The following is a 24,794-nucleotide window of genomic DNA, read 5'->3' on the forward strand; positions in this document are numbered from 1 at the left end:
CCGCGAGCGCCGCCATTCAACGATCGGTTACCTCAGCCCGATCGACTATGAGCAGCAGTTCATTTCTGCCCGTACACTCACCCCTGTGAACCCCTGATCGGTGTCCACGAAATCGGGGGAACCCCACCGAAATCCTGGATCTCATCGGTGAGCGCAAGATGGGGCCTGCGATCCGTTGCCTGAGGGAGGAGGCCCTGCAGCGGCGGCGACGCGCCCGGATCGCCCAGCGGTTCCTCAGCGGCGAATGGGGTGTGGAGCTGGAGGGCTTCGAGGCGGAGCAGGAACGCGATCACCAGCGGGATCAGGACATCGCCTGGTGACCCTGCCGCCCGACACCGGTCTCTGGGTCCACTTCACGCGGGCCCGCAGCCCGTTGGGACTGGGATGAACCGGTCGGTTCCTTGATGTGCGGCTACAGCACCACCACGCGAGGCGGCAGGTTGAGATCGCGGATGCGCCGTGCAAAGCCACGATCGTCGAAGGAGGCGATCGCCTCGCAGTCCCGGCAACTGGCGTGATGGAGGGCGTCGACGAAATCAAGGCCTGATCGCAAGCCGGCCACCGCCTGCTCCATGGCGGGGCGGTCTTCCAGCACAAGGCAGGGGTTGAGAAGCAACTGATCCAGCACCCGCAGCACCTGCTCCACCGGGATGCCGTAGTAGCCGCGCAGCACCCACACCAGCTCCAGGGCCACGGTCTTGGGCAGAAACAGATCCTGGCCGGATTCGATCAGCTGGCGAGCTGCCTCACGCTGGGCCTGCGTGGCCTCATCGGCGTCGGCTTCCTCCACGAAGTAGCGGGCCAGGACCTTGGTGTCGAGCCCGATCATGGCCGCAGCAGGCTGGCGGCATCGAAGTCCACCGGCACGGGCGGGCGCTTGCTCTTGAGCATCCCGAAGCCGCTCACAGGCAAGGGCTGCTGCGGCCTGCAGGGCCGCACCTCGATGTGGTCGCCCACCAGCTGGAAGCTGACGCGGCTGCCACGGGCCAGGCCGAGCTGCTGGCGCAGGGCCTTGGGGATGGTGACCTGGCCCTTGCTGGTGATCGAGCTGGTGCTGGAGGCATCCACGGCCGAACCAAGCAGGTATTGCCTGGTAAGACGAGAGGGCCTGTGTGGCGGCCAGCGGCGAGCGGGAGAACCGCTGCCATCCAGAAGGAGGCTCAGGGCAGGAGAGCCTTCCACTCTTTCGCACGAAAAACCGGAGTGCAGCCCAGCAGGCCGCTGACGCTGCCCTCAGCACCGTCCCGCCGCCTGTGGCCCGCGCCAACGCCTACGCCCCGCCCACGCCGCTGGAAGACCTGCACATCCTCGATTTCCTCGAGCTGGCAGGGTCCCAGGCCAAGGCCGGCATCGCCCTTGCCATGCACCAATCCACCGTGTGCCGCAGCCTGCAGCTGATGCAGCAGCAGCTCCGGCTGGTGCCGGGGCAGGGCTCGCCGGTGTGCCGGCACGGGCACAACCCCTGCCTGTTCCACCTGCGCCTGGCCTACCGCGAGCACCGGCTGATGGAGGGGTTGCTGCGCATCGGCACCGACGTGCTGCACCAGAGCCTGCTGCTCGGCATGGCAGGGGTGCAGCGGGTGCCGCCCCGTTGCCGCAGCGCCGAGCACTGGGCCGAGCTGGTGCGCCACGGCCTGCTGGATGGGGCGATCGTCAGCTCGTTCAGTCTGGAGAAGCTGCTCGGCGCAGACCAATCCCTCCACTGGGACGGCCTGACGGCCCTGCCGTTGGGCCAGCTGGAGCTGCAGCTGGTGGCCAGTGCCCCCCAGACGCGGCGAGTGCTGTTGCCCCGCAAGGGTGCCGCTCCCCTGCTGCATCAGGCCATGGCCTGGCATGGCTTTGGGGCGGAGCAGCAGCCGGCGGCCTGCCAGGAGCCGGCCGCCTGGGTGAAACGAGCGCGGGACCGGCGGCTGGCAATGCCGATCTGCCCGGGCCTGGTGGAGCCCAGCTGGCTGGAGAGCAATGGACTGGTGCCGCTGGGGGAGCAGCCGCCGCTGCTGGAGCAGCTCTGGCTGCTGTTGCCCCAGGGAGCGGTCAACACCAGGGCGGCACGGCAGGGCCTGCGGTTGCTGCGCGCTCAGGTGGGCATGGCTTGCGATGGAGGTAGAGATGTCCGATAGCGTTCGGCTGGAAGACTGTCTAGTCAATGGCTACGTAATTAATCTCACATCCTTTCACCAAGCGAGCTTCCTGCACCACCGCCGCTGCATTGAACGGCGAGAACTCGAACCACTGAAACAGATCAAGCCCCCGGTCAAGAGTGATCTTCCAGCCGGTGTTGGTGGTGATGCTGCGAGCATGGAAGTTGGGGCTGGCATCGATTTCCCAGCTGAAGGGGGTGCTTGTGCCCGCAAAGGATTCCTGCACCTGGGCCAGGTTTTCGATCTGCTTCTCCATCGACTCCTGATCAGAGCCGGTGATCAGATGCACGGTCACCTCGTCTCCCACCGGGGTGATCTCATTCACCATCCGCAGGAATTCCACCAGATTGCGGATCTGGTGGAAGGCACGGATGTAGGGGTCGCGAATGATGATGCCGCTGGCACCGCGGAGGTAGTCGCCGAACAGGCGCCGGTAGCTCCAGCCCTTGGAGTTCTCGGGCACCACCAGATGGTGCTCCTTCAGGGGTGAGGGGTCCGGTTGCTCTGAGGCGTCATCAGCCGGGCCAGACGCAGCCGGCGAGGGGAGGCTGGGATCAGCGCCGGGCTTGGGTGTTGATGGTGTTGGTGCTGAACCCTGGCTTCCCTCCCCTGGGTTGGGTTCAGGAGCGTCACCACCTGCTGGCGATGCAATCGGCCGGAGTCCCGCGAAAGCCGGGTATTGCTGCTCTTCCGGGGTGAGCACGGTGACAGCGCAGCCGGTCTCCAGATCTCGGTAGATGAAGTCGTGAGGCTTGAAAGTGGTGTCGATCCGCAGGATCTGCTCCCGTACTCGCCGGCGGCACTCCATGGCGAACTCGAGAAGCTCGGCGATCTCCTCCTTGCTGGCCTTGCCGTCCGGATGAATGATCTTCATCAGCCCGGAAAAGGTCTTCTCGAATCCTGTCTGGTCACGGGTCGACACCTCGGAGCTGATCTCGAAGAACGGCTTGTAGAGGCCGGTGTAGTCCTCGGTGCGTAGGTGCTTGAGCACCTCGGCGATGTAGTCCACCACAAAGCCATAGCCAGTGCAGAACAGTTCATGGCGCACTGGCGCCACCTCCCAGCCAGGGTTGAAGGCGTGGATGCGGTCGATGAAGGCCGAATCGATATACTTGTCAGGGAGAGGCTCGTAGAAGTGGGAGTGCTTGAGCATGTAGGCCACCGACTTCTGGGTGTTGCCCATGAACACCATCGAGGCCTCGGCTGAGAGCTGCTCGATGCCGCGCGAGAAGGTGCGGTTGGCCATGTAGTTCTTCATGATGTCCACCAGCGTCTTGTCCACACGCTTGTCCTTGCCGGCGAACTCGTCGAAGCAGATGCAGTCCCAGTAGCCCACCAGGCCGATCTTGCCGTTGGCATTGCTCACGAACAGCTTCGGGGCAGTGACCTCCGAGCCCGAGATCAACATGCCGTGGGGCGAGAACTCGGCGTAGACGTGCGACTTACCGGTGCCCTTGGGGCCGAGCTCCAGCAGGTTGTAGTTGCGCTCGCAGAAGGGGATCAGCCGGATCAGGGTGAGCAGCTTGCCCCGCCGGGTGAACGGCTCGGGGTTGAAGCCCACGCTCTGCATGAGCACGTCCATCCACTCGTCGGTGCTGAACTGCGCCCGGGCCTCCAGGAACTCCTCGTGGTTGACGCCGGCCACCTGGATCGGTTTGACGCTGGAGATCTGCCAGGGGCTGGCCTTGGGGTCGGTGGGCAGCTCGTATTCGACATCGGTAATCGCCCAGATCCCGCCGACGAGCAACTTGGGATAGCGCTTGATGAAGTCCACATCAATGGGGACTTTCTTGAGGCCGAGGTTGGTGAACTCCACCTCGTAGAAGCCACCCTTGTCGTTGAGCTCCACGGTGAGCTTGTCGATCACCTTGTGGGTGCCGCGCTCCTTGATCGTGGATTTCACCAGCTCCGCCTGGTTGCGGTGCACGTAGTGCTTGGCGAGAATCCGGCGCACCGACTCCAACCCTTCGCTGATCACGGTTGGGTCGTCGGTGGCGCAGTGTTGGCCCAGCAGGTACTCGAGCACGTAGGTGGGCACCACCGCGTTCTGCTTGAGCTCGGTGGTCAGGTCTTTGCGGACCACCAGGCCAGAGAAGTGCTCCAGGATCTTCTGATCCAGGGGGCTGTGGGCGGCTGGGGGTGAGCTCGGGGCCATGGCTGTCACCAGAGGGTGCGGCAGGGGAAGGTGGAGAGCTGGGGATCGGCGGTGAGCAGCACCAGCCGCTCCAATTCGGCCTGGGCGGCGAGCATGCGATCGAAGGGATCGCGGTGGGGCTGGTTGTAGGCGCCGGCGCGAACACCATGGGCCAGGGCGATCGGCAGGGCCTGGAAGCCATCGGCCTGAAGCAGCCCTGGCAGATCGCCGATGGCCTGCGCCAGCTCCGGCAACTTGCCCTGGTGGTGCTTGAGGCTCAGTTCCCACACCGTGGCCGCACTCACCAACACCGTGGTGGCTGGATCAGCGAGCAGGGTCTGCACCGGTTCAGTGAGGCGCTCCGGATCGAACCACCACCACAGCAGTACATGGCTGTCGAGCAAGTAGCCTGGTGAATCGCTCATGGCTGGAGACCTTCAGGCAGGAGGGGCCCGGACTCCCAGCTGGCCAGCTCGTCAGCTGCCATCGGCTCCAGCAGAGCATCGGGGTTGCTCAGAGGGCCCTGGCTGCGCAGACGCCCGGGGATGCGTTGGGCCGGCGGTGGCGCCAGGGGCATCAGCCGCGCCCAGGGCTTGCCGGCCTTGGCCAGCAGGATCGTCTCGCCGGCATGGGCGTCATCGATCAGGCGTGAGAGGTGGGTCTTGGCCTGATGCACGTTCACGACACGTGGAGTCCCGTGCGCTGCAGATGGCACTGAATCCATGGCGCCGCCAGCGGATGACCTGCTTAGTTTAGGCATGGACTAAGGCCATCGGAAGTCGTCGAAGTCGCTGCCGAAGGGCCGCTGCAGCTTCAGGTCCACAGTCTTGTAGGCCTGGGGCTGGCTGACACCCTCCAGCATCTGCTCCAGGCGCAGCTCCATGGTCTGGTTGTTGTAGTCGCCGGCCGCGTTGGAGAGCTCCAGCACCACCTGCTGCTCGCGCTCGCGGGCCTCGCTGGCGGCGGAATCGAGCAGCACTGTGCGGTGGGCACAGAGCAGGGCGCCATCGGCCTTGGCGTAGAGGCCGATGCGCAGCTGCAGCGGCAACCGCTTGCGGGGTTCCACGGGCTCCAGCTGGAACAGCCCGAAGCTCAGCTTGCCCATGGTGATCTTGGCGGGCACCCGCAGCAGCTCGGCCTCCACCACGCGGCTCTCGTCCTTGCGCTCCCGCTTGAGCCGGATCACGGGCACCACCACCTCCTGCAGGGAAGTGCCGCCATGCACGAAGCGTGAGCCAGAGCCTGAGCGTGGGTACCGATCGAGGCCCAGCGGGAACACCGCTTGCCAGCTGCCACTGAGGCCCAGCTCAGCGGCCGTGACCACCTTCTGCCCGGCGCTGGGCTTGATGCCAGTGCCCAGGGCAAAGCGGCGGTTCTTGAAGGTGAGCTCTTTGGCAGCTGGGAACTCCGAGCGGTCGTTGGCATCCACCGGTTCCTGCTGGAACAGGAAGCCGTGATCGGCGGTGATCACGGCCTGGCTGCCCTTGAGGCTGCTGATCTTGCGCAGGATGGCATCCAGCTCCTCGAAGGCCTGCTCCACGGCCTGGCAGGTGTCGGCTTCCGTGTCGCGCTTGTCGCCGATCCGGTCGATGCGGTTGTGATACACCACGATTAGGTCGTGCTCCTTGATCAGTTCAGCCCCCTCCTTGGTGGTGGGCAAGTTGAGGAAGTCTTCCGCCTGGATCGCCTTGGCGCGGCCGTTGGCATAGGCCTTGAGGATCTTGTCGCGGTTGTCGGTGCCGGAGGCGCTCTGGCCGTCCACCACCGCGGTGCCATCGGTGGGATTGATGCCGAGCTGAGCACCCGGCAGCAGGGCGGCCATGCCCACCTGGGTGTAGGAGGGCAACACCCCCAGCAGGGCATCCACCTCGGCCTTCCAGCCCTTGCCCGCCTGGCTATTGAGGCGCTCGGCATAGTCGCGGGCGGCCTCGTAGCGCAGGGCATCGGAGATCACCACAAACAGGCGCTTGAGGCTCTTGGCGCCCAGCGGTGCATGCACGTAGCGCATGTGGAACTCCTTCTGCCGCGGCAAGGCCGTGGAGCTCCAGCTGCTGAGCTGGCTCACCTGATCGCTCCAGCGGTTGGTGAGCGGCAGCAGCACGTTGTTCACGTACTGGTTCTCCAGCCACTCCCGCAATGGCTTGAACAGGGTGGGCTGCTGGTAGGTGCGAGCATGGAAGATGCAGCGCCGGTAAGCCTGATCCAGCCGCCACCAGCTGTTGCAGTAGCGCTGCAGACCCTCCTCGAAACCGGGCACCTGCAGATCAGCCTTCGCCTGCAGTTGGCGGAAGGTGATGGCCTGCTCCAGGGCGCGGTAGCCGTGCAGGTGCTTCTCGAACCAGCAGGAGCTGCTGCGGTTACGGACCGCATCCAGCAGCTCAGCGTCTGAGGCGTCGCCCTGGAAACGCTGCAGCAGGCGGCTGAGCACAAAGCGCTCGATCAGCTCGTAGCTGTCGTCATCGTCTGGGTCGTACCCATCTGGCGCGTCGTTGAGCTGCTCCTCCACGCGCAGCACTCCGGCGAGGTGATCGCTCCACTGCTCAAAGGCACTCCTTGCGCTGAGGCTGTCCTTCCAGATACTCAGAAACACCCGGGCGTGGGGCAGCAGGTCTCCATCCGGCCCGATTGAGCTCACGCTGTTGAATAGGGCAACGGCGAAGTCGCGCAGGTTTGGCTCGGGGCTGGCGTAGCCGAACTTCTCGCCAACCGCCTTCCAGAAATAGCGGCTCAGCTGGTGGCTTCCATAGAGGGCCTCCACCGGGTCATCGCCATCGGGGTTGGCCGGATCCAGCTGCCCGAAGGCATGCAGCAAGAGCTTGTCGATGTCGGGCGGCTGCTTGGCCAGCACAGCGAGCATCTTGAGCCGCACGGCGGTCTTGTCGTCGTTGGGGCGCCGCAGGTCCTTGAGCTTGGTGGTGCGCACCGGCGAGCGGAAGAAGGCCTTGTGCTCCTGGGCCAGCTCTTTGAACTCCAGCGTCAGGCCCGCTTCCTGGATGTCGAGGGAGGCGCGATCGGCCGTGAACTCATGGCCCGCCAGCAGCAGATCCAGCAGCCAGTTATCGGGTTCGGCTGGTTTGGCGCAAGGGATATAGAAGAGGAAGCGCTGGTCGAGGGGGGCGCGGCTGATCGCCACCTTCACGGAGAACTCGTTGTTTTCCACCCGCAGCTTCTCGGCCTGTGCAGGCTGGTAGTCATCGAATTCGGAGGCCCACTCGCCGTTGGGGTCATACCAGAGCACCACGCGCTTACGCGCGAGAGCTGCGTCGAGGCTCTCGTGAATGCGGCTGGTGGCGAGGGAGGAGGCACCCATAGATCAGAACTTCTAGATAAACCGCAATAAGAAGGGAGTGCTTGGGTATTGGCGGTAAGGACGCCAGAACCAAATGCCAACCTCATAAATGTGCCCCAATCTCATATCATCACCCCAAATACTTTTGATCTCGTAGATCTGGAGCCTTGTCTGCGGGCTTTTGGCCTGCAATCAAAACCGGGCGGATGCTCCAGCTTCTTTCAAGCTTCCGCTTGTCTTTTGCGCCAAGAACTCCGTTTGAGACGATGAACGACTTTTGCACCAGCCTTCCAGTAGTATTTGTTCGTACGTGATCGAGAATTTTCCGGTATTCCGGTCTGCTGTTAAGTACATAGGCAATTTGCTCATAAGCATGCGGGATGTCGACTCCCTTGAGCTCAACAAGAAGGACATATGACTTATTAGGTTGAGATAGTACGAAAAGACCGTCGCATTTCAAGTCATTGTCCCGAAAGATGCACTGGTCAAGCGCCAAGGCGATAGCGCGTTCGGCTTTTCTGGGAATCAGTTTTACGTGCTTCCCTTTTTCTTCAAAGCAAAGACTGTCGCAGCACAGCTTACAAGGTATACCGTTCGAGGTGCAGATGCAATCGGACATGCATTGTGGAATTAAACCTGCCATCGGCTTAATTATTCGTCGCCACCAGTTTTCTCTGCCCCAGTTTCCAGGTCCCGCATCTTGTCAAATAGACCCGAGACTTGGTTGAAGTAGTCAATCAAGCTGTCAGCCGTAAGAAGTTCGTCCATATCCATAAGTGCCGTTTCGCCATCCCTCGTAATCTGATAAGTTCTCGTCTCGCTCGGATCCAAGGGGTAAAGCGCACGAATCGTCTTGATGTCATCATTAGCTTCATCTTCATTTATAAGATCATTGACGCAATATCTCATTAGTAGATTATTTACGCCCTCAACCACGATCGGGCTGTGCGTAGTCAAGATGAATTGAGTATTAGGGAAGCAATTCAAGAGATCAGAAATAACGCGCTGCTGCCATGCAGGATGAAGGTGAAGATCAACCTCGTCAATCATGACAATTGCCTCGGCGGCCAATGGATCGTCCATGTGAGGGTTGGCGGCTGCCATTCTCCTAGCGAGATCTACCGCTAGCCCTAGCATAGTCTTATAACCATCACTGAGCTGGTCTATCTCAAGTTTCTCGCCATCTTGCGTTATTACGAATCGAAGGGGGTTGATGGCAATGTGTGGATCTGACAAGTCGGGGAATAATGTAGATACACACCTTCGAACTGCATCAAGCTCTGGCAGGGTAATATCAAAGCTTCTGCGTTCCTGTTGAAGACGTCGCTCCTCATTTTCCTTGTTGTAGAACCAGATAAAAGCAGATCGAAATCGACTCGTAGAGTTAAGAGCATCTGCCAATGCTTCAAAGCGGCTAAATTGCTTGGGAAATCCTCTTCGCCTCATGGGAAGATCATCAAGCAGGGCCCGCCCGACTCCATACTGAACAATGACCGGCAAATTAAAAGGTGCCCCGGCATTCCAGGGATCAAGAATTGATTCCTGTAGATATTGGTGAAGAAGCTTAACTCCAATCCCCGCTGGGACTTGCTTCGCGGTTCGTTGACTCTTGTCTCGCCTCTGGACGCGGTCCCACGTCAAGTCATTATCCGCTACCACCTTGACTCTCACGTAAGGGGATAGCTTGCCATTTACTTGGCGAATATCACCGCGGGCGCTAAACCCCTTGCCTTTGACTTCAGGAAGGAATGTTAGAACCTCACCAAAAGCGATTGCAATGGCGTCTAAGAATGAAGTCTTACCGCATCCATTCTCACCGATCAGCAAGGTTAACCGTGATCCAAGCTCCATGGTAGAAGAGCTTTTGGACCTAAAGTTTTCAAGGCTGACGGTTTTGAGTTTCACGACATTATGAAGGGCAAGAAGTAAAGATGCTCAATGGGCTCCAGTTCATTTGAAGTTTAGTCCTCAGTCCTCCTTCGCCGCCAACCCAGGGATCGGTGCCAGCACGTCCTGCAGCTTGAGGTAGTTCACTTTCACGCCGTCATCGAGATCGAGCTCGATGCGTTGCTGGGCCAAGGGCAACAGAGCGTCCTGCTCCCAGGCCTGGCACTCCTTGAGCACCTTGGTGATCTTTTCGGCCTCCTTGCGGGCAGTAGTGCGTTCGCGGGTGGGCAAGGAGTCGTTGAGCTGGTCGAGACCGAGCTGAGCCAGGCGAGCTTCCAGCTTCTGCAGGTAGGGCCGGAAGTAGTTGTTGAGCACCTGGTTGAGGGTGTCCTTGGTGTAGCGGTGCAAGTAGATGAGGCAGGCAAAGCCCTTCTTGGGGCTCTGTACCATCCAGTAGATCGGCCGCTTCTTGTAGGTCTGCAGGTGATCCTTGTAGAACTCGCTGCAGAAGTATTTGCGGATGTCTTTGCCGAGCGAGTCCTCGATGAAGCGGAGGTTTTCGGTGACAGTGCTCTCGGGGAACGTGACCTCCAGGAATTCGCGGGTGCGGGCGACGATGTCGTCTTCGAACCACTCGTCGTCGAGAACGGGGAGGATGGCGTCGGCGTCCGGCTTGAACTGGACTTCTGAGAGGGGCCTGCCTACTTTTTCTTCGTAGGCGGCGAGCTGGGCGGCCTGGCTGTCGTGGGAGTCCGCCAGGATCAGGCCAGGTTGATCCAGGCTGTAGCGGCCCATCATGCAGCCGATGGCGTAGGAGAGGAAGGCAGTGATGTCCTTACGCTGGTCGGCGCGGGCTAGAGTGATCTCGTCCTCGGGGACTTCGGGGTTCAGCTCGTCCTGCAGACCGTAGGCGTCGATCCAGAAGCGGTTGTTCTCGATTTCCAGCTCCTGCATGCGCCGAATGGCTGCATTGCAGTAGGCGCGGTAGTTGGCCCACGACTCGGCGAGGGTGCGGCCTTTCCATGCTCCGCCGGGTAGGCCTGACTCGACTTCCCAATCGCAGAAGCGCAGCAGCGGCAGATCTCGGAAATCCCAGCTGGTTTCAAAGTTGTCCCAGTCATCTGAAGACAGACATATGGCCAATCGACTTGTTTGAGTCAAAGCGCTGCATTTGGACTCGTCAAGACGGTCGAAAAGAATTGGCAAATCATCAATGACTCCCGTGGTCAAGTTCAATGTACTTCCTCTAATCGTTAGCAAGTGGCGAACTAACTTTGAGTTCAGCATCGCTAACAATTCTGGGAGCCGCTCGCCAAACGCAGTTGGAGCTGCATCATTGAAGCAAAATCCTTTAGGGCGAAACCGAAAACTTGAAATTCCGCTTCCAATTTTCCCCCAACTTACTCCTTCTCTAAAGAGAAACTGAAGATTCTGCGGTCTTGAGCGAAGCGACCCATCCGGGTTCTTGTAATTCTTGATGCGCTTTCCATTGTCCTCCCAGTCCATCACATAGGACATCCCCATGAACCACCTCCGATATTCGCCGGCCTTGTCGCTTAAAATCCATCGCTTTTCTTCCCCGATGCTATTCGCTCCCACTTCCCAAAAGACTTTTAGGAATAAATCGTCATTGCGCGTACCGACTCCCTCTTTGCATTTATATTTTGAGGAGATCGGAGGATTCTTGAATAGATCTCGAACTGAGTCGCTTATCCAATATGCAATAGGAGACGAAGGTATCTTTCTGAAGTCGTTCGCAGACGCACGATAAAACCACCCGCACTCAGGATTCCGGATTGCCTCTAGGACTCGTGGGCCTTGTTGTTGAGATCCTCTGAAATCAGCAAGCCTTATAAACCCGCCGCTGTAGGTGGAGCGAGGAAGATTTTCTATGGTGAAAATGCATATTGGAACTGTCGCGCCATCGAATCCGGAATATTCAAGCTGAACCAGAGACGTCAAAGTGCTTTCTTCCAAAATAAGCGACCTTAGTTTCTCGTGAGAGGATATGAACATCCAAACAAATGGCGTCATAAATCCGAGAAGGCCTCGCTTGTCGGTAGCAGCCTTTGCGCGCGCGATAAATGCGGCAAAAAGGTCGCTCTTGTAGTGCGTGAAGTTGCTTTCCAAAAAGGTCTTTAGAGCGGAGGGAAGCCGGCTTAGATATGGTGGATTTAGGACTGCAATCTGATATCGCTGGCTGAGCATCTCGCTCTGACTGAGGACGCGTCGAAGCTTGCGGTAGGTTGTCTGTGCAAGCAAGTCTTCGGCCGGCGCCTGTTCGCCGATCTTCGCCTTCAGTGCGGCGAGTTTCTCCCCATCGAGGACGGGCTGGATGAGGGAGCCGAAAGTCTGGGTGTTTTCTCGGAACTGGTGGATCTGAGCAAGTTCGTCTTGGCTGAAACGGGTGCCGGTGGCGTCGGTGAAGCCCTTGACCTCGTCCGGGGTGAGGACGACATTACGCAGGCACATCACCTGAGGCTTCAGGGGGCTGCGGAAAGCGCGGCGAGATTGCTCGCGGGCCTTGCAGTGGAGCGCGAAGTTGGCAAGCTGGGAGGCGCGGGGACAGATTTCGAGGCCGAAAAGGTTGTGGCTGAGTATCTGTTCCGATATCTCGCTGGGTGCATGCCCTTCCTCCTCGTAAATCTTCACCAGCAGATCGAAGGCGTAGGTGAGCATGTGGCCGGAGCCGCAGGCGGGGTCGAGGAGCTTGATGTCCTGGGGCGAGGCAACGGTGAGACTATCCTCCGGTGCTTGCCCATCGGGATCCTCGACGAAGTAAGGCATGTGCTCCTTGAGACGGGAGTTCGGCCGAGAGCGCAGCCAGAGACGGCCTAGAGAGTTTTCGACGAGGTAACGGACGATCCAGTGCGGGGTGAAGAGCTGGGTGACCGCAGGGATGTCCTCACTGGGCACTGCCTTCTTGCGAGCCATCACCTCATCCTTCTTTTCCGAGATATAGAACTGGTACAACCAACCCAGAATCTCTACGTCTTGGCAATCGTCATCGGAGATCGAGTTTTTGAGCTCAGCAGTAATTGAGGCATCAGTTAGCACATCGTCGGGCAGTAAGAGCTCAGTTGCGTCATCCAGTTCCTCAAACAGATCAGGCAACTGTTGGTGGTAGAATCGACAACTGGCCAGTACGAGCTCTCGATATACCTCCGCCTGTGGATCTGCACCATTGATTGCGGTGGGGATCTGGCCATCCAGCAGACTACATAGCCGATCTTCGACTGTGTGTGATTTCAGCTCAGAAGGGAGGATTCCCGCGAGCATCAGCTTGAGCAGTTCCGGCTGGGTTTCTCCGTCACCTGCGGGCATCAACACCTTGCAACCAAACGGGTGCCAGCCCCGGGCATCCAGATAGCGCAGCGCGCACAGCCGATTGAACCAGGTGTAGGCCACCCGCTCAAGCAGCTGCTCTCGGTTCTCCGCTTCCTGCTCGCGCAGTTCAGCGATCTGCTTGGCGTAGGTGCTGAGGGTGTCGGGGGTCTGGCTGTGCAGCAGCAGATCGAGCTTGCGGCCCACCGCCTCCAGGAGTTGCCGGCGCATTGCCGGGGCAAAGGTCTTCAGGGCGGCGGTGTTGACGGGCATGGATCAGGAGTGGATCGGTGGGAGGTTTGGAGAAAAGACTGCGGTTGCGATCAGAGGCTGATCCGGTGGCCCTGATCGAGCTCGGCCTGGGCGGCTGCGCGCAAGGCATCAAGCCATTGCTGTAGCTCGACACTGGTGGTGATCTGGCTCAGCGGACAGCTCACCTTCAGGGATGAGGCCGCTACCACCGTGATCGCTGCAGGCGCCGGAGCGTCCTTGGGAGCTGCCAGAGCCGCCATGCGTTGCAGCTGTTTGGGCACCTCGTCCGCCCGATACCGGTTCAGCCTCAAGAGCGCAGTACCCGGCTTGCTGGCGCCTTGCACATCGGCTTTGGCTTGAGCTGTGGGGGCGAGCACCTGGGCTTGCTGCTCCTCATCCAGCTTCTGGAAGTCGGTGTCGGCCTTGAGACGTGCCTCCTGCTCAGTGATCTGCTGAAGGGCGTCAGCTTTGGCCTGTTGCAGCCGTTGCTCCAGCTGCTTCTGCAGCTCGCCCATGGCGTTGTTGGCCTGGGGGATCAGGCCGCCGGCATAGGGCTTCTCGCTGCTGACCAATGCCCTCAGGGCTTGCACCAGATCGGCCGGCAGATCGGCGAACTCATCGCCGTAGCGGGACTCAAATGCCTTCACCTGGTCGTAGACCGCCTTCTGGTTGCCGTTGAGGAACTGCTTCAGGGGGGTGAGCAGGTCTTCCTCCGCATCGAGCCAGCTGTCTTTGAAGGTGTCCAGCTGGTTGAGCAGGTAGCCGTCGTCCTTCTTGGCCATCGCCTCGGCCTCCTCGGCCCATGGCTTCACCGCAGCCAGAAATGCATAGGTGCCCGCCTGTGCGGCCAGGTCGCGCAGGTCCTGCGCTTCCTCACGCATCGCCATCCGGAACGCTTCGCAGGTGCTGCGCGCATCGGTGCCGGGACTCTGCACGTTGAACAAGTCCTGGTGGAACCTCTTGAGCGCATTGATCGTGCTGGTGTCGTACACCTCCTGCTTGCGCACGCTCACGCCGCCCAGCTTGCGGCTGTTGGTGAGCGCATCGATCACCTCCACGCTGCTCAGCAGTTCCTTCTCGCGCAGCTCCAGCTTTCCGAGCCGGTACAGCCGCGCGATGAAGGTGAGCGTGGCCCAGTTGCTCCAGCCGTATGGCCGCGCCTCAAACTTGCGCACCAGGTCTTCCGCGCTCTGGCGCTCGCCCAGCTTCTGCTGGCGCTCCACCTCCACCAGCACCTCCTGCTCGGCCTCCGACAGCTGCACCGCCAGGCCATCCAGCAGATCGTCCTGATCTTTCACCACCGCGGCCACGGTGATTTCACTGAACGACCCATGCACCATCTTCAGCTTGGGGAACGCCGAGCGGATCAGCTCCTGGTAGGCCTTGCTGAACCGGGTTCTCGGATCGCCTTCCCCAACCGAGAGGGTCTGACCATTCACCACGAGCGCGGCCGTGCGCAGTTGCTCTTCGGCCAGGCGGGTGATCTCCTGGCGGCGAGTACCGCTCTGCTTGGCGCGAATCGCCAGGATGGCGTTCAAGGCTTCGTCTTCGCTGCCGCTGTTCTGGCGGACGTAGAGATCGGTTTTCAGCTGGCTGCGGATCTGCTCCAGTAATCGCTCCTTGCCCGGTAGTACCGCCATCAGCTCAGTGCCGCCCAAGTTGCGGCTGTGAAGGATCGCCTCGTTGCCATAGTTGGGGTGCTCCGGCGTCACCAGGTTCACGGCCACATCGGTGTCCTTGCCCTTAATCAGGCCGTCGTCGATCTTCTGGGCAAACGAGTAGTCGTTGCCGTTGTCCTCAAAACGGATCTTGTTGCTGCGCAGCACGTCGTCAAATACGATCCGATGCAGGGCCTTGATCACCTCCGAGTCGGACACCTCCGTGCGCTTGATCTCCTGCTCTACATCCTTCTCTTTGTCGGTCAGGAACTCGTAGACCTCACCGTTGCGCTGCAGGTAGCTCTGGCTCTCCAGGTTGATCAGCGCATCCTTCACCGCCTGCTCATGGGCGCGGATGTCGAAGTTGGGCTCCTGGATCAGCAGGATGGCGATGTTGCGTGCCGTGCTTTTGAACTGCGGCACCCACTTGAGCAGGAACAGGGCCTTGAGGACCCGCAGCTCTAGCGCGGCCACCTGGTTCTGGGCCGTCACCATCGTCTGCTGCTTGTCGGCCCGGATCACATCCCGGATGCCGTCGTAGAGCTGGTCAAAGCTCGCAAGCCGCCCCACCGGCAGTTCCTTGATCGCCTTGGCCACCTCTTGGAATACCGAGAGCATTGAGCGCTCTCCTGTGGCCATGTTTCGACCCTCGAAGATGCTGTGGGTCGCCAGGCTCTGGATCGCCTGCTGGAACAGGCTCAGCTGATACGGGTGGAAGGGGTAGAGCCCGCAGAAGGCCTGACAGTCGCTCCAGCCCTTCAGCTGGATCGAGCCATCCCCGAAGCGGAACAGGGTGGTGAAGTTCTCCTTCTCCTGCTCATAGATCGTGACCAACTGCTCCGGTTCATCCGGGGTCTTGGCCAGCAGGCGCCGCTGGATCACCTCCTGCACATCTGCGCTGGCCAGGGTGATCTTGGTCTTGAAGCGGCCCTGGATCTTGCTCAGGTCATTAGCCTGCTCAAACCTTACCTGCCCCAGAATCCCTTCTAGGTCAGCCTGGGAGGTAATGAAAACCGCGGCCCGTCCATCGGTGGCGGTGGCGAGGCTCTCCACCACAGTTTGTAGATTGAGTAGTCGACTTCGGTGCTGAGCTACAAATTCACCAGCCTCATCGATGAAGAAATTGAGACGGAAGCCCTGCGGCTGGCTGTCAAGGTAGTCTTTCACTCGAGCAGCAAAGCCTTCGATAGAGAGGCGATAGCTGCCCTTGGCGTCATCCATCACATTCACCGCATCATCTTCGCTGCCGCCGAACTGCTCGGCATAGGCCTTCGCGAAGCTGCGCTTGGTCACCGTGGCCAGGGCATCGCGATCGTTCTCCCAGCTGCGGCCGTTGACGCGCTCATAGGTCTGCTTGAATGCCGCGAATTGGCCGCGCCTGTTGAGGTCATGCTCGAACTGGGCCACGTAGCCCTGGTTGCCGTAGTAGCCCTGCAACTCATTCAGCACCTTCATGAAAACTTCTAGTACTGACGACTTGTTTTGCCCCCCTATACCATCAAACTTTTGATCAATGTTGAACAGGATACTGCGGGCCGGGATCGCCACCACCTTCTTGAGGTCTGCACGTATTATTTCATCCTCCACCTTGGGTAGCAGGATTTCAGCCGGCCTGGTGCCCTGCTCGCCAACGCGCTTCTCACTATCCAGCATCAGGGAAAGCATCTTAAGAATGTGAGACTTTCCTGAACCGTAAAAGCCCGAAATCCAGACGCCATTGGCGGTAGGGTTATGCAGATACGCATCAGCAAAAGCCCCAAGCCCTTTGCTCACCTCCCGAGTGACGACGTACTCGTCGAGTTCCACGTCGAGATGACGCTGGTCGTCAGCCTTGATCACTCCGTCGATCGGGCGATCCACCGGCTTGGCGAAAAGCTCGCGGATGGTGGTGGTAGTCATGAGCTCTTGATGTCGAAGTAGGCGAGGTTGGTGGCGCGGTAATGCGGGTTTTCGATCTTGCTGGCGGTGCTGGTGCCAAACAGGCGCAGGTAGGAGCCGCCGTCGGCGTCCTGCGAGTACTCACCCGGAAAGAAGATCACCACCGGATGGCGCACCATCGCGGGCTGCAGGGCTTCGAGGATGGTGTGGGTGCGCAGGAACGGGTACACCCGCCCTGAACCGGTGATCAGGCTGATCTGCGCATCCCCAAGCTCCTCCATCAACTTGGGCACCAGGGCGCTGGTGGGTTCAGCCACGTTCTGCAGGGTGTCGAACAGATCGCTCTTGCTCCAGCTCGCCTCCTCCTGCAGCACCACATCCAGGTAGCCCTTGGCCTCCAGCAGCTGCAGCACCAGCTCAAAGAGGTCCACGTGCTTCACCCGCAGGCCCTGCTTGCGCAGGTGCTGCTCCACACCCCGCACCACCAACCGCAACTGGTCATCATCTGCGGGGCTGTAGGTCTGAATGAAGATCGGCACCTCCTTGGCCACGCCCCGCATCTCCAGGAACTCGGGCCGCGCGAGGATCTCCTGCAGGCGCTTGTCGAGGCCGCTCACGCTGCTCATGCCGCCTTCCTCCGAGCGGTGCTTGCCTTTTTGGCAGCAGGCTTGGGTGAGGTCTTAGGTGCAGCCTTCGCCGCGGGCATGGCTGCAGGCTTGGTTGCATCTTTTGGCGCTGGCTTGGAGGCCGCTGTTGCTGAGGGCTTGGGTTTCACCGCTTTGGCCTTTGCAGCCTTCGAAATCCGAGTAGCGGGGCTCAGCAGGAAGCCTGCCAGCAGAGCCGGATCGTCGTCCTCCAACACCCCCTGCACCTGCGGTGACACCAGCGGGCGTTGCACGCAGCCCAGCGTTCCGCCCTTGCCCGCCTTGCCGGCCAGCAAACCGGCATCCCGCAGCATCTGCAGCAGCGCTGATCGCACCTTCTGCTGGGACGAGGGTGCCAGGGCTGCCAGTTCGGGGTGGGCGCGCTCGCAGGCCTCATAGAAAGCCGCCATGTCCGAACGGCGCAGCATCGGATCCAGGCCGCTGAGCTTTTCCAGCAACACCTGTCTGGTCAGGTCCGCCGCGATCTGAATGCGCTTGAGGACAGCCAGCCAGGCCATGGCGCTGCGATCATCGCTGGTTCCCCGGGCCAGCAGTTCCAGCTGGCGGGTGGTGAGCCGCTGCAGTCGTTGGCGCAGTTCAGACTCAAGTCGCTTGCCCGTGCTGGCCGAGCGGACCTGCAGAGCGTTGCGCTCCAGCACCGCTGCCTTGGTGCGAGCCCAGTCGCCTTGCTCCTCCAGGTGGATGCCCGCGATCACGGCAGCCAACTCAGGCCGCAGGCCTGCCGCCGTGAAACTGAGGCAGTAGCGGGGAGCTTTCTCGGCTGGACGGGCCAAGACGATCAGCAAGCGGCTCCTGGCTGATCTTGGCACTGGGGTGGTGGCCGTGAAAGCCAAAACGCTTGTTGCTGAGCCGGTTTGATGCCAGAAAAGCTATGGCCTGTGTCGGCCCTGGGCGCCAGCCCACCTGCGAAGAAGCACGTCAATGGAATTTCCGCATGGTTCCGGTCACGATCTGCGGCGCCCCGGCTCTGCGGAAGCAGGGCCAACCTGGCCTTCAGCAAGCAGAGATCCCGCAGACCCTGCATGCAGGCAATGAGTTTGTTCAGCCGGAGGACCATCCACCTCCTCGGGACCGATGTCGCCAAGTCAATCTCAGGCAGCAGTGGTCGCCGCTCCGATCACGATGCCCGTCGATGGCGCAGAACTCCCCCCTGGCTCGCGTGAGGATGGGGCCATGAACCCGCGGCCACGTGGTGTGACCCCTCGATGAAGTTCAAGGACTACTACGAGAGCCTCGGCCTTGAGCGGGGCGCAAGCGAGGAGGAGATCAAGAAGGCCTACCGGCGCCTGGCCCGCCAGTACCACCCCGACATCTCCAAGGAGGAGGGAGCCGAGGCGCGCTTCAAGGAGATCAGCGAGGCCTATCAGACCCTCTCCGATCCGGAGAAGCGTCAGGCCTACGACGACCTCGGTCGCCACCGTCCCGGCGAGGAGTTCCGTCCGCCCCCGGAGTGGGACACCCGCTTCTGGCAAGGCCAGCCGCACCAGGAGGTGGACCTCTCCGATCTGTTCCAGCAGATGGGGTTCCGCTCCTCCCAGCGGCGAAGCGGCCCCAGTGGGGTGGACTTCCCCATCCGCGGCCACGACATCGAGGCCGTCGCCCAGCTCAGTCTTGACGAGGTGTGCCGCGGCACCCAGGTGACCCTGGAGCGGCCGGGCGGCAATGTGCGCATCCGCGTGCCCAAAGGAGTGGTCGATGGTGAGCGGCTGCGCATCCCCGGGCGCGGCGGTCCCGGCATCGGCGGCGGTCCGGCCGGGGATGTGTACCTCCACATCGAGCTGCTGCCCCACCCCTTGTTCCGCCCGGTCGGCCATGACCTTTATCTGGAGCTGCCGCTGGCCCCCTGGGAAGCAGTCCTGGGGGGCCAGATCGAGCTTCCAACCCTCGATGGCCGCGTTCAGGTGACCGTGAAGCCGGGTTCCCAGGCGGGCCAGAAACTGCGGCTGGCCGGCAAAGGCCTGCCGCGGCGGGGTGAGGGTGCGGGGGATCTCTACGCCGTGCTGCAGATCGTGGTTCCCAAGGAGATCAGCGAGCGTGAACAGGAGCTCTATCGTGAACTGGCGACAGCGTCCTCCTTCCAGCCCCGCGCGCAGTTCAGTGGAGGGTCGAGCCATGGCTGACGATCTCCTCACCCCCGCGGACGATGAGACGCCGGTGGAGACGGCAGAACTGCTCGCGGCCTCAGGACTGGCCCATGAGGAGCTGGTGGAGCTGGTGGAGTTCGGCGTCTTTGAAACCAGCCAGGGCGAGACAGGCTGGCGCTTCCACTCCCGCGTGGTCCACCAGGCGCGTCGCGTGGTGAAGCTGCGGGACGCCTTCGGGCTCAATCCACCCGGGATGGCCCTGGCCCTCACCTACCTGGAGAAGATCGAGGCACTGGAGCAGCGGTTACGGGAATTAGAGTGCCTGTTGCCCCGCTGAGGCCTGAACGGCCGCTGCCATGGAGGCTTCCGATCTCCCCACCGCATCGCTGATCACCCGGCACCTGAGCGTGCGCACGGTGGGTGATCTCGCCCTCTACGAGCAGCATTCAGAGGTCATCCAGCGGCTCTGCGCCGCCCTGGGATTCAAGGAACCGGCCACCGCGATGGCCTGGGTGTTCGATCAACTGGAGCAGTCGCAGGATCTGCAGAAGGCGATCTTCGATCTGCTCAACGACTGAACCCGGGCCGCTGCCGGTTCGCCCGCAGTGAAGTCTCACCAGGCTTCAACAGATCCCCGAATCGGCAACATCCGCCGCCATCGGCACTGGCTTTGGAGCTGCCTGCAGGATCAAGCCCAGGCCAGCAGGCTGGAGCTGCTGTGACCAGCTGCCTTGTGCGCTGTCCACCACCTTGCGCATTGTGAAGGGACGTTTCAGAACTTTCTCTCAAGAAGAGCAGTGAGCCAATAAGCAACACGCGTGCCAATGCTAGAGAGAGGTGCTGAGATCTGCACCGGCGACGACAGCTTTGGATCACCGCCTGAGGAATTGCCCAAGGCGACTCAACACGAGGAAGGCCGATGAAACCAAGCCCGCTTCCCCTCTGCTCTGCCGGTCTCGCCCCGCTCCTGGTGGCATTGACACTGTGGCCTCTGGCGCCATCTGTCGTTAGGGCTCAGTCCGTTGTGCAACCTGCAGCCAGTGCGCCAACGGCCGTGGCACCTGCGCCTGCGCCTGCCGCCGGCATGCAGACAATTGGTTTGATCGGAGGGATCACCTGGGTGTCATCGATTGAGTACTACAGAATGATGAACAAGCGCGTCCAGAAACGCTTTGGCGACAACAGCTCAGCACGTGTTCTGATGTATTCCATCGAGTTCGGCGAGTTTTCGCGAAATGAGCGACTAGCCGAAGCGGGTGATTGGACTGCGTTGCGATCAATCATGCTCGACGCCGCCAGCCGCCTCAAGCGTGGTGGCGCAGACTTCATCGTCATCGCCTCAAACACGATGAATTCCACTGCCGACCTGATCGAAAGTAGCGTTGGCATTCCCGTGCTGCAGATTGCCGACACCACTGGCCAGGAAATCCGCCGGGCGGGGATCAAAAAAGTCGTGCTGCTCGGCACCAAGTTCACCATGGAGGCGCCGTTTTACCGTGATCACCTGAAGCGCAACTTTGGAATTGACGTGGTTACGCCGAATCTCGCTGATCGCGAATACATTAACAGGATAATCTTTGATGAATTATCTGTGGAGAAATTCACTCCTGAGGCGAAAGCACGCTTCATCGAGATCTCAGAGCGGTTGGTCAAGGAGTCCGGAGCACAGGGTGTTGTTCTCGGTTGCACGGAGATTCCTCTGCTGATCAATCAGAAGGATCTCTCCGTTCCGACCTTTGACACGATGGCGATCCATGCTGAGGCGGCTGTGGAGCGGGCATTGAGCCGCAAGCCCTGAGCCAGCTTCAGCAGCGTTCGTCGGCGCGCGGAGGTGACTCGCGCCTGCACTCAGCGGCGCGTCAGCCAGCAGCTCACCCCGCCGTGGCTACAGCACCCCAGCACGGGGCGGCTGGACCCGCCGCTTCCACCGCCGCCGCCACCAACCAGTTGCGGCGCGAAGCGCAGGTAGAAGGGGTGGCTTGCCGCCTCGGCCGCGCTCACCATCTGCGGCCAGAACACCGTCTGCCCGTCGGGGGTGAAGGCTGAGAGCTGACCGATCCGCTCCGCTCGCGGCTGGGCGTGCAGCGTGCAGCCGAAGGCCACCGGTGCCCCCCAGGGGAAGGCATCAGCCATCGGCAGCCAGTCGGCGGGAACCGTGTGCTCCTCCGGCAGGAAGCAGAACAGGACGTCATCGCTGCTCAGCGAGGTGTTGACCGTGCTGAAGGTGCCGAGCTGGTAGAGCGTGGGAAAGCCTGGGAAGTTCAGCCGGTTTCCCTGGAAGGGCTGAGCAGCGGTAGCGGTCGTCGTCATGCTTCCCGCCACCATGCAGGACAGGTAGTGCAGCCGGGGGCCACTGCCGCCTGGCGTGAGCACACCCCAGTCGCGCGCGTTGGTGAGCGAGGTGTGCGCAGGTAGGGATTGCTGTAGAGCGTGTTCGCCTGGTTCTGCATCCCGATCCCCAGGCCGCCCTGCAGGGTGGCGTTGGGATAGCAGGCGTTGGCGAACAGATAGGGCCCGCTTTGGTCTGTACCCGCGGGCCGCTGGTTGCGGTAGCTGCGGGCGAGGAACAGCCAGGAACTGATGCATGTGAACGCCCCCAGCTGGAGGACAACCGTCAGTACTGGGGGCAGCGCTTGCTCACCATCGACAGCGATCTGGAGCGCGAACCCGAGCCCATCCGCCGCACCTTCGCGCTGCAGATCCACCGGGTGGAGCCGGCAGGTGCGATCCACCCCTGGCCTCAGGAGGTGGGTTGATGCAGGGGCTTCGCGATCGCCGGGAACGCCTTCAGGATGGCCCGATCCTCCGTGATCAGCGGCACTTCGAGCTGGAGCGCCGCGGAAACGAACTCACAGTCGTAGGCGCTGCAGTTGCTGATGCTCACCAGTTGCAGAACCTGCTCCGATGCCACGGCATGCTCATGCGCCGAAAGCAGAGACTCAGCTGTTTGCATCAGGGCCATGGCATCAGCCAGTTGCAGGAGATCTCGCCGAACGTGCTGCGCCAGAACATTGCGGAACTCGCTGCGCCAGAGCGGCGGCGTGGCCCATTGGCGATCCTGCCGGCGCAGCGCTTCTGCCAGCTCGGTGTGGGGGCAGGGGAGGAGCAGATAGGCCACCACGTTGGTGTCAACAACGATCAAGGCCGCCCCTCATGCTTGAAGGCATCGATCTCCTCAGGATCAAAGATGCGGGGGGCGAGGGTTTCGCGCAGGGCTCTGATCTCCGCCAGCTCTTCCTCAACGGATGGAGAAGGCGCCCCAAGGCCTGCCTCCAGGCAGACGATCGCTTCGTTGTTGAGGCTGCGGCGATGCCGCTTGGCGGCTGCGGCAAGCCGCGCGTGCAACGCGTCGGGCAGGTTCTTGAGGGTGAGGGTCTTGGCCATGGCATCCAGCTGATCAACGGCGGTGCCACCAGTATGGAACCGTTCTGGTTGCCTGGCCGTTCAGGAGGCGCGCTGATGGCCTACGGCATCCTGTTCAGCGGCGCCGAGCTGCGGCCCTGACGCTGCACCAAGCTGGAGATCACTGAGGTGTGTCATGTCCACAACGACCCTGGAGCGGCCGGCCGTCGTGCTCTCCACCGCCAGACGCGAAGCCGGGCAGCAGCGGCAGAGCGCGGATGCTGGGGGAGCCAGGGGGTTCAGCAGCGCCGGCGCCGGGGAGAAGCGCAAGAGCAAGGCGGGCAGCAAGCGCAGCCATGCCCTAAGCAAGGCCGACTGGGGCCCGCTGGGCAAGCACCCTGACCTCGATGCGATCGTCGCCCGCCAGCGGCTGCACCTGCCGCTCTCCGGCCGGCTCAGCGAGGCGCAGGTGAACCAGGCCTGGAAGCGCTGCGCCGGTGAGCACCACCCCGACCGCGGCGGCGAGCACAGCACCATGCAGCTGGTGAACGGGGCGCGGGATCTGCTGCTGGGCCGCTCCCTCAGCTGACCTCCGCCGCCGGAAGCGGCCCCGGATCACGCCCAGGCCACCAGGGCGGCGCCCACCCCCATCAACACCACCCCGAGCCAGCCCTTGAGGTCCAGCTGCTCGCCCAGGAGCACCATCGCCAGCAGGGCGACCAGCACCACGCTGAGCTTGTCGATCGCCGCCACCCCCGCCACCGGCCCCAGCTGCAGCGCGCGGTTGTAGCAGGTCCAGGACACACCGGTCGCCAGGCCGGAGAGGGCCAGTGCGCCCAGGCTCAGGGGAGCCAGTTGCCGCAGCTCATCCCAGGCGAGCTGGCCGCTGGCCAGCAGCAGCAGGCCCAGCACCACGGCCACCGTCAGGGTGCGGAAGAGCGTGGCCAGCCCCGCATCGATCCCCTGCACACCCACCTTGATCAGCACCGCTGTGACTGCTGCAGACAACGCCGCAGCGGCGGCCCAGAGCTGCCAGGTCTGCACGGCGCCTCGAACCAGGGGATTGGCCTCCCGAAGGTAGGAGCGCTTCCAGGCCGGCCGGAGCTGGGTTGCACGACTCCGTATGGCCTGGGGATCCAACGCGGCGTGGCGGCCCTGGCCTTGGCGGCCGTGGCGATGCTGATGCCCTCACCCCGAAGATCCCCGTGTCGCGAAAGCAGACCCTGAAAGCAAGCAATCGGGTTGCGATCCCGGGCCAACTGCCACAAGCGATCCGACCGGGAATCCTTATCTCTGACGAAATGGGTCGCCTGAGATTCGAACTCAGGACCAATCGGTTAAAAGCCGAGTGCTCTACCGCTGAGCTAGCGACCCGCGCCGATCAGGCACCGGGTGACCGTATCACCCGGAGGCGGCCGTCTCCAAACGCTCCCGGCCGGGTGCCGCACCGGGGCGAGGACAATGGCCTGCCGTTCCGCCAGCCGCCCGCGCCAGCCATGTCCCATGCTCCGTCCAGCGACGGTCACGCCGCCCCCTGGCCGGACCCGCAGGTGCACCCGGACGCCTGGGTGGCCGCGTCGGCGGTGCTGATCGGCGACGTGCGCCTGGCGGCTGGCGCCAGCCTCTGGCCCACGGCGGTGGCCCGCGGGGACGTGTGCCCGATCGTGATCGGCGAGGGCAGCAACGTGCAGGACGGGGCGGTGCTGCACGGCGATCCGGGCCAGCCGGTGCTGATCGGCGCCGACGTCACCATCGGCCACCGCGCCGTGGTGCACGGGGCCACCCTGGAGGACGGCTGCCTGATCGGCATCGGCGCCGTGGTGCTCAACGGGGTGACCGTGGGGGCCGGGGCGCTGGTGGCGGCCGGGGCGGTGGTGACCCGCGACGTGCCCCCCGCAGCCCTGGTGATGGGGGCCCCGGCCCAGGTGAAGCGGGAGCTCAGCGCCGAGGCCGTGGCGGGCCAGCGCGAGCACGCCCGCCGCTACCGCCAGCTGGCCATGGCCCATGCCGGCCGCAGCGCCGATCCGGGCTTCCCACCGGCCGGATCGGCGGCGACGGCCCCGGCCTGATTGCCAAACACTGCGAAGCGCACCGCCCGGTGGGCTGCTGTCCGTAGGATCGCGCCACCTTTTCTCCCGCG

The 24,794-nt window shown here is 62.2% G+C and carries 25 protein-coding genes and 1 tRNA gene; 9 read left to right on the forward strand and 17 right to left on the reverse strand.

Annotation, left to right across the window (positions count from 1 at the left end; translation table 11 throughout):
* Positions 1–158 precede the first annotated feature (158 nt).
* Entirely contained in the window at positions 159–320 is a 162-nt protein-coding gene (locus KBY90_RS07035) for a hypothetical protein (RefSeq protein WP_254967817.1), read from the forward strand.
* A 92-nt stretch (positions 321–412) separates the two neighbouring features.
* Here the strand turns inward: KBY90_RS07035 and KBY90_RS07040 are convergent, their stop codons facing one another.
* Both KBY90_RS07040 and KBY90_RS07045 read right to left on the reverse strand, forming a co-directional pair.
* Positions 413–829: a type II toxin-antitoxin system VapC family toxin gene (locus KBY90_RS07040; protein ID WP_254967818.1), complete on the reverse strand. Its 417-nt coding sequence runs from the start codon at positions 827–829 to the stop codon at positions 413–415.
* Positions 826–1,068, reverse strand: coding sequence for an AbrB/MazE/SpoVT family DNA-binding domain-containing protein (locus KBY90_RS07045; RefSeq protein WP_254967819.1), 243 nt, complete (start codon positions 1,066–1,068; stop codon positions 826–828). Before KBY90_RS07045 ends, KBY90_RS07040 begins: the two co-directional genes overlap by 4 nt.
* A gap of 185 nt (positions 1,069–1,253) precedes the next feature.
* Here KBY90_RS07045 and KBY90_RS07050 point away from each other — a divergent pair, with 185 nt between their 5' ends.
* Positions 1,254–2,120: a hypothetical protein gene (locus KBY90_RS07050; RefSeq protein WP_254967820.1), complete on the forward strand. Its 867-nt coding sequence runs from the start codon at positions 1,254–1,256 to the stop codon at positions 2,118–2,120.
* A gap of 19 nt (positions 2,121–2,139) precedes the next feature.
* Here KBY90_RS07050 and brxL read toward each other — a convergent pair whose 3' ends face one another.
* The 10 genes from brxL to KBY90_RS07100 all read right to left on the reverse strand — a co-directional run bounded on the left by brxL (position 2,140) and on the right by KBY90_RS07100 (position 18,001).
* Positions 2,140–4,296: a BREX system Lon protease-like protein BrxL gene (gene brxL, locus KBY90_RS07055; protein ID WP_254967821.1), complete on the reverse strand. Its 2,157-nt coding sequence runs from the start codon at positions 4,294–4,296 to the stop codon at positions 2,140–2,142.
* Between the two features lie 5 nt (positions 4,297–4,301).
* Entirely contained in the window at positions 4,302–4,700 is a 399-nt protein-coding gene (locus KBY90_RS07060) for a type II toxin-antitoxin system VapC family toxin (RefSeq protein WP_254967822.1), read from the reverse strand.
* On the reverse strand, positions 4,697–4,957 hold the full coding sequence (locus KBY90_RS07065; RefSeq protein WP_254967823.1) for a type II toxin-antitoxin system Phd/YefM family antitoxin: 261 nt from the start codon (positions 4,955–4,957) through the stop codon (positions 4,697–4,699). The genes KBY90_RS07060 and KBY90_RS07065 overlap by 4 nt, the downstream gene beginning before the upstream one ends.
* An 81-nt stretch (positions 4,958–5,038) precedes the next feature.
* Complete coding sequence (pglZ, locus tag KBY90_RS07070; protein ID WP_254967824.1) at positions 5,039–7,585, reverse strand: BREX-1 system phosphatase PglZ type A; 2,547 nt, start codon at positions 7,583–7,585, stop codon at positions 5,039–5,041.
* A 109-nt stretch (positions 7,586–7,694) separates the two neighbouring features.
* Complete coding sequence (locus tag KBY90_RS07075) at positions 7,695–8,183, reverse strand: hypothetical protein (protein ID WP_254967825.1); 489 nt, start codon at positions 8,181–8,183, stop codon at positions 7,695–7,697.
* A 32-nt stretch (positions 8,184–8,215) separates the two neighbouring features.
* Entirely contained in the window at positions 8,216–9,469 is a 1,254-nt protein-coding gene (locus KBY90_RS07080; protein ID WP_254967826.1) for an AAA family ATPase, read from the reverse strand.
* A 63-nt stretch (positions 9,470–9,532) separates the two neighbouring features.
* Entirely contained in the window at positions 9,533–13,048 is a 3,516-nt protein-coding gene (gene pglX, locus KBY90_RS07085; protein WP_254967827.1) for a BREX-1 system adenine-specific DNA-methyltransferase PglX, read from the reverse strand.
* Positions 13,049–13,098: 50 nt separating this feature from the next.
* On the reverse strand, positions 13,099–16,584 hold the full coding sequence (brxC, locus tag KBY90_RS07090) for a BREX system P-loop protein BrxC (protein ID WP_254967828.1): 3,486 nt from the start codon (positions 16,582–16,584) through the stop codon (positions 13,099–13,101).
* On the reverse strand, positions 16,581–17,189 hold the full coding sequence (locus KBY90_RS07095; protein ID WP_254967829.1) for a DUF1788 domain-containing protein: 609 nt from the start codon (positions 17,187–17,189) through the stop codon (positions 16,581–16,583). The genes brxC and KBY90_RS07095 overlap by 4 nt, the downstream gene beginning before the upstream one ends.
* Complete coding sequence (locus tag KBY90_RS07100) at positions 17,186–18,001, reverse strand: BrxA family protein (RefSeq protein WP_254967830.1); 816 nt, start codon at positions 17,999–18,001, stop codon at positions 17,186–17,188. Before KBY90_RS07100 ends, KBY90_RS07095 begins: the two co-directional genes overlap by 4 nt.
* Before the next feature lie 432 nt (positions 18,002–18,433).
* On the opposite strand from KBY90_RS07100, the gene KBY90_RS07105 reads away from it, so the two are divergent.
* From KBY90_RS07105 to KBY90_RS07120, 4 genes are all read left to right on the forward strand, one after another.
* Positions 18,434–19,348, forward strand: coding sequence for a DnaJ C-terminal domain-containing protein (locus KBY90_RS07105; protein WP_254967831.1), 915 nt, complete (start codon positions 18,434–18,436; stop codon positions 19,346–19,348).
* Positions 19,341–19,649 (forward strand): chaperone modulator CbpM, encoded by a 309-nt coding sequence (locus KBY90_RS07110; protein ID WP_254967832.1) that lies wholly within the window; start codon positions 19,341–19,343, stop codon positions 19,647–19,649. The genes KBY90_RS07105 and KBY90_RS07110 overlap by 8 nt, the downstream gene beginning before the upstream one ends.
* 19 nt (positions 19,650–19,668) lie before the next feature.
* Complete coding sequence (locus KBY90_RS07115; RefSeq protein WP_254967833.1) at positions 19,669–19,890, forward strand: hypothetical protein; 222 nt, start codon at positions 19,669–19,671, stop codon at positions 19,888–19,890.
* Between the two features lie 476 nt (positions 19,891–20,366).
* Positions 20,367–21,110, forward strand: a complete 744-nt coding sequence (locus KBY90_RS07120; RefSeq protein WP_254967834.1) for an aspartate/glutamate racemase family protein — start codon at positions 20,367–20,369, stop codon at positions 21,108–21,110.
* A gap of 50 nt (positions 21,111–21,160) precedes the next feature.
* On the opposite strand, the gene KBY90_RS07125 is transcribed toward KBY90_RS07120, so the two are convergent.
* Positions 21,161–21,622 carry a hypothetical protein gene (locus KBY90_RS07125; protein ID WP_254967835.1) on the reverse strand — a complete coding sequence of 154 codons (462 nt, stop codon included), beginning with the start codon at positions 21,620–21,622 and terminating at the stop codon, positions 21,161–21,163.
* A 323-nt stretch (positions 21,623–21,945) separates the two neighbouring features.
* Between KBY90_RS07125 and KBY90_RS07130 the strand changes: the two genes are divergently transcribed.
* The gene (locus tag KBY90_RS07130) at positions 21,946–22,068 is read left to right on the forward strand and encodes a hypothetical protein (protein ID WP_254967836.1); all 123 of its coding nucleotides are present in this window, start codon (positions 21,946–21,948) and stop codon (positions 22,066–22,068) included.
* On the opposite strand, the gene KBY90_RS07135 is transcribed toward KBY90_RS07130, so the two are convergent.
* The gene (locus KBY90_RS07135; protein WP_254967837.1) at positions 22,053–22,454 is read right to left on the reverse strand and encodes a type II toxin-antitoxin system VapC family toxin; all 402 of its coding nucleotides are present in this window, start codon (positions 22,452–22,454) and stop codon (positions 22,053–22,055) included. The genes KBY90_RS07130 and KBY90_RS07135 overlap by 16 nt on opposite strands.
* Positions 22,451–22,696 carry a FitA-like ribbon-helix-helix domain-containing protein gene (locus tag KBY90_RS07140; protein ID WP_254967838.1) on the reverse strand — a complete coding sequence of 82 codons (246 nt, stop codon included), beginning with the start codon at positions 22,694–22,696 and terminating at the stop codon, positions 22,451–22,453. The genes KBY90_RS07135 and KBY90_RS07140 overlap by 4 nt, the downstream gene beginning before the upstream one ends.
* Positions 22,697–22,850: 154 nt before the next feature.
* Between KBY90_RS07140 and KBY90_RS07145 the strand changes: the two genes are divergently transcribed.
* Positions 22,851–23,243 (forward strand): molecular chaperone DnaJ, encoded by a 393-nt coding sequence (locus KBY90_RS07145; RefSeq protein WP_254967839.1) that lies wholly within the window; start codon positions 22,851–22,853, stop codon positions 23,241–23,243.
* 26 nt (positions 23,244–23,269) lie between these two features.
* Here KBY90_RS07145 and KBY90_RS07150 read toward each other — a convergent pair whose 3' ends face one another.
* Both KBY90_RS07150 and KBY90_RS07155 read right to left on the reverse strand, forming a co-directional pair.
* Complete coding sequence (locus KBY90_RS07150; RefSeq protein WP_254967840.1) at positions 23,270–23,698, reverse strand: EamA family transporter; 429 nt, start codon at positions 23,696–23,698, stop codon at positions 23,270–23,272.
* A gap of 258 nt (positions 23,699–23,956) precedes the next feature.
* Positions 23,957–24,028: transfer RNA gene (locus KBY90_RS07155), tRNA-Lys, on the reverse strand.
* 122 nt (positions 24,029–24,150) lie between these two features.
* Here KBY90_RS07155 and KBY90_RS07160 point away from each other — a divergent pair.
* On the forward strand, positions 24,151–24,723 hold the full coding sequence (locus tag KBY90_RS07160) for a gamma carbonic anhydrase family protein (protein ID WP_254967841.1): 573 nt from the start codon (positions 24,151–24,153) through the stop codon (positions 24,721–24,723).
* Positions 24,724–24,794: the final 71 nt, after the last annotated feature.

Origin of the sequence: Cyanobium sp. CH-040, assembly GCF_024346135.1 — a bacterium.
Classification (GTDB): Bacteria; Cyanobacteriota; Cyanobacteriia; order PCC-6307; family Cyanobiaceae; genus NIES-981.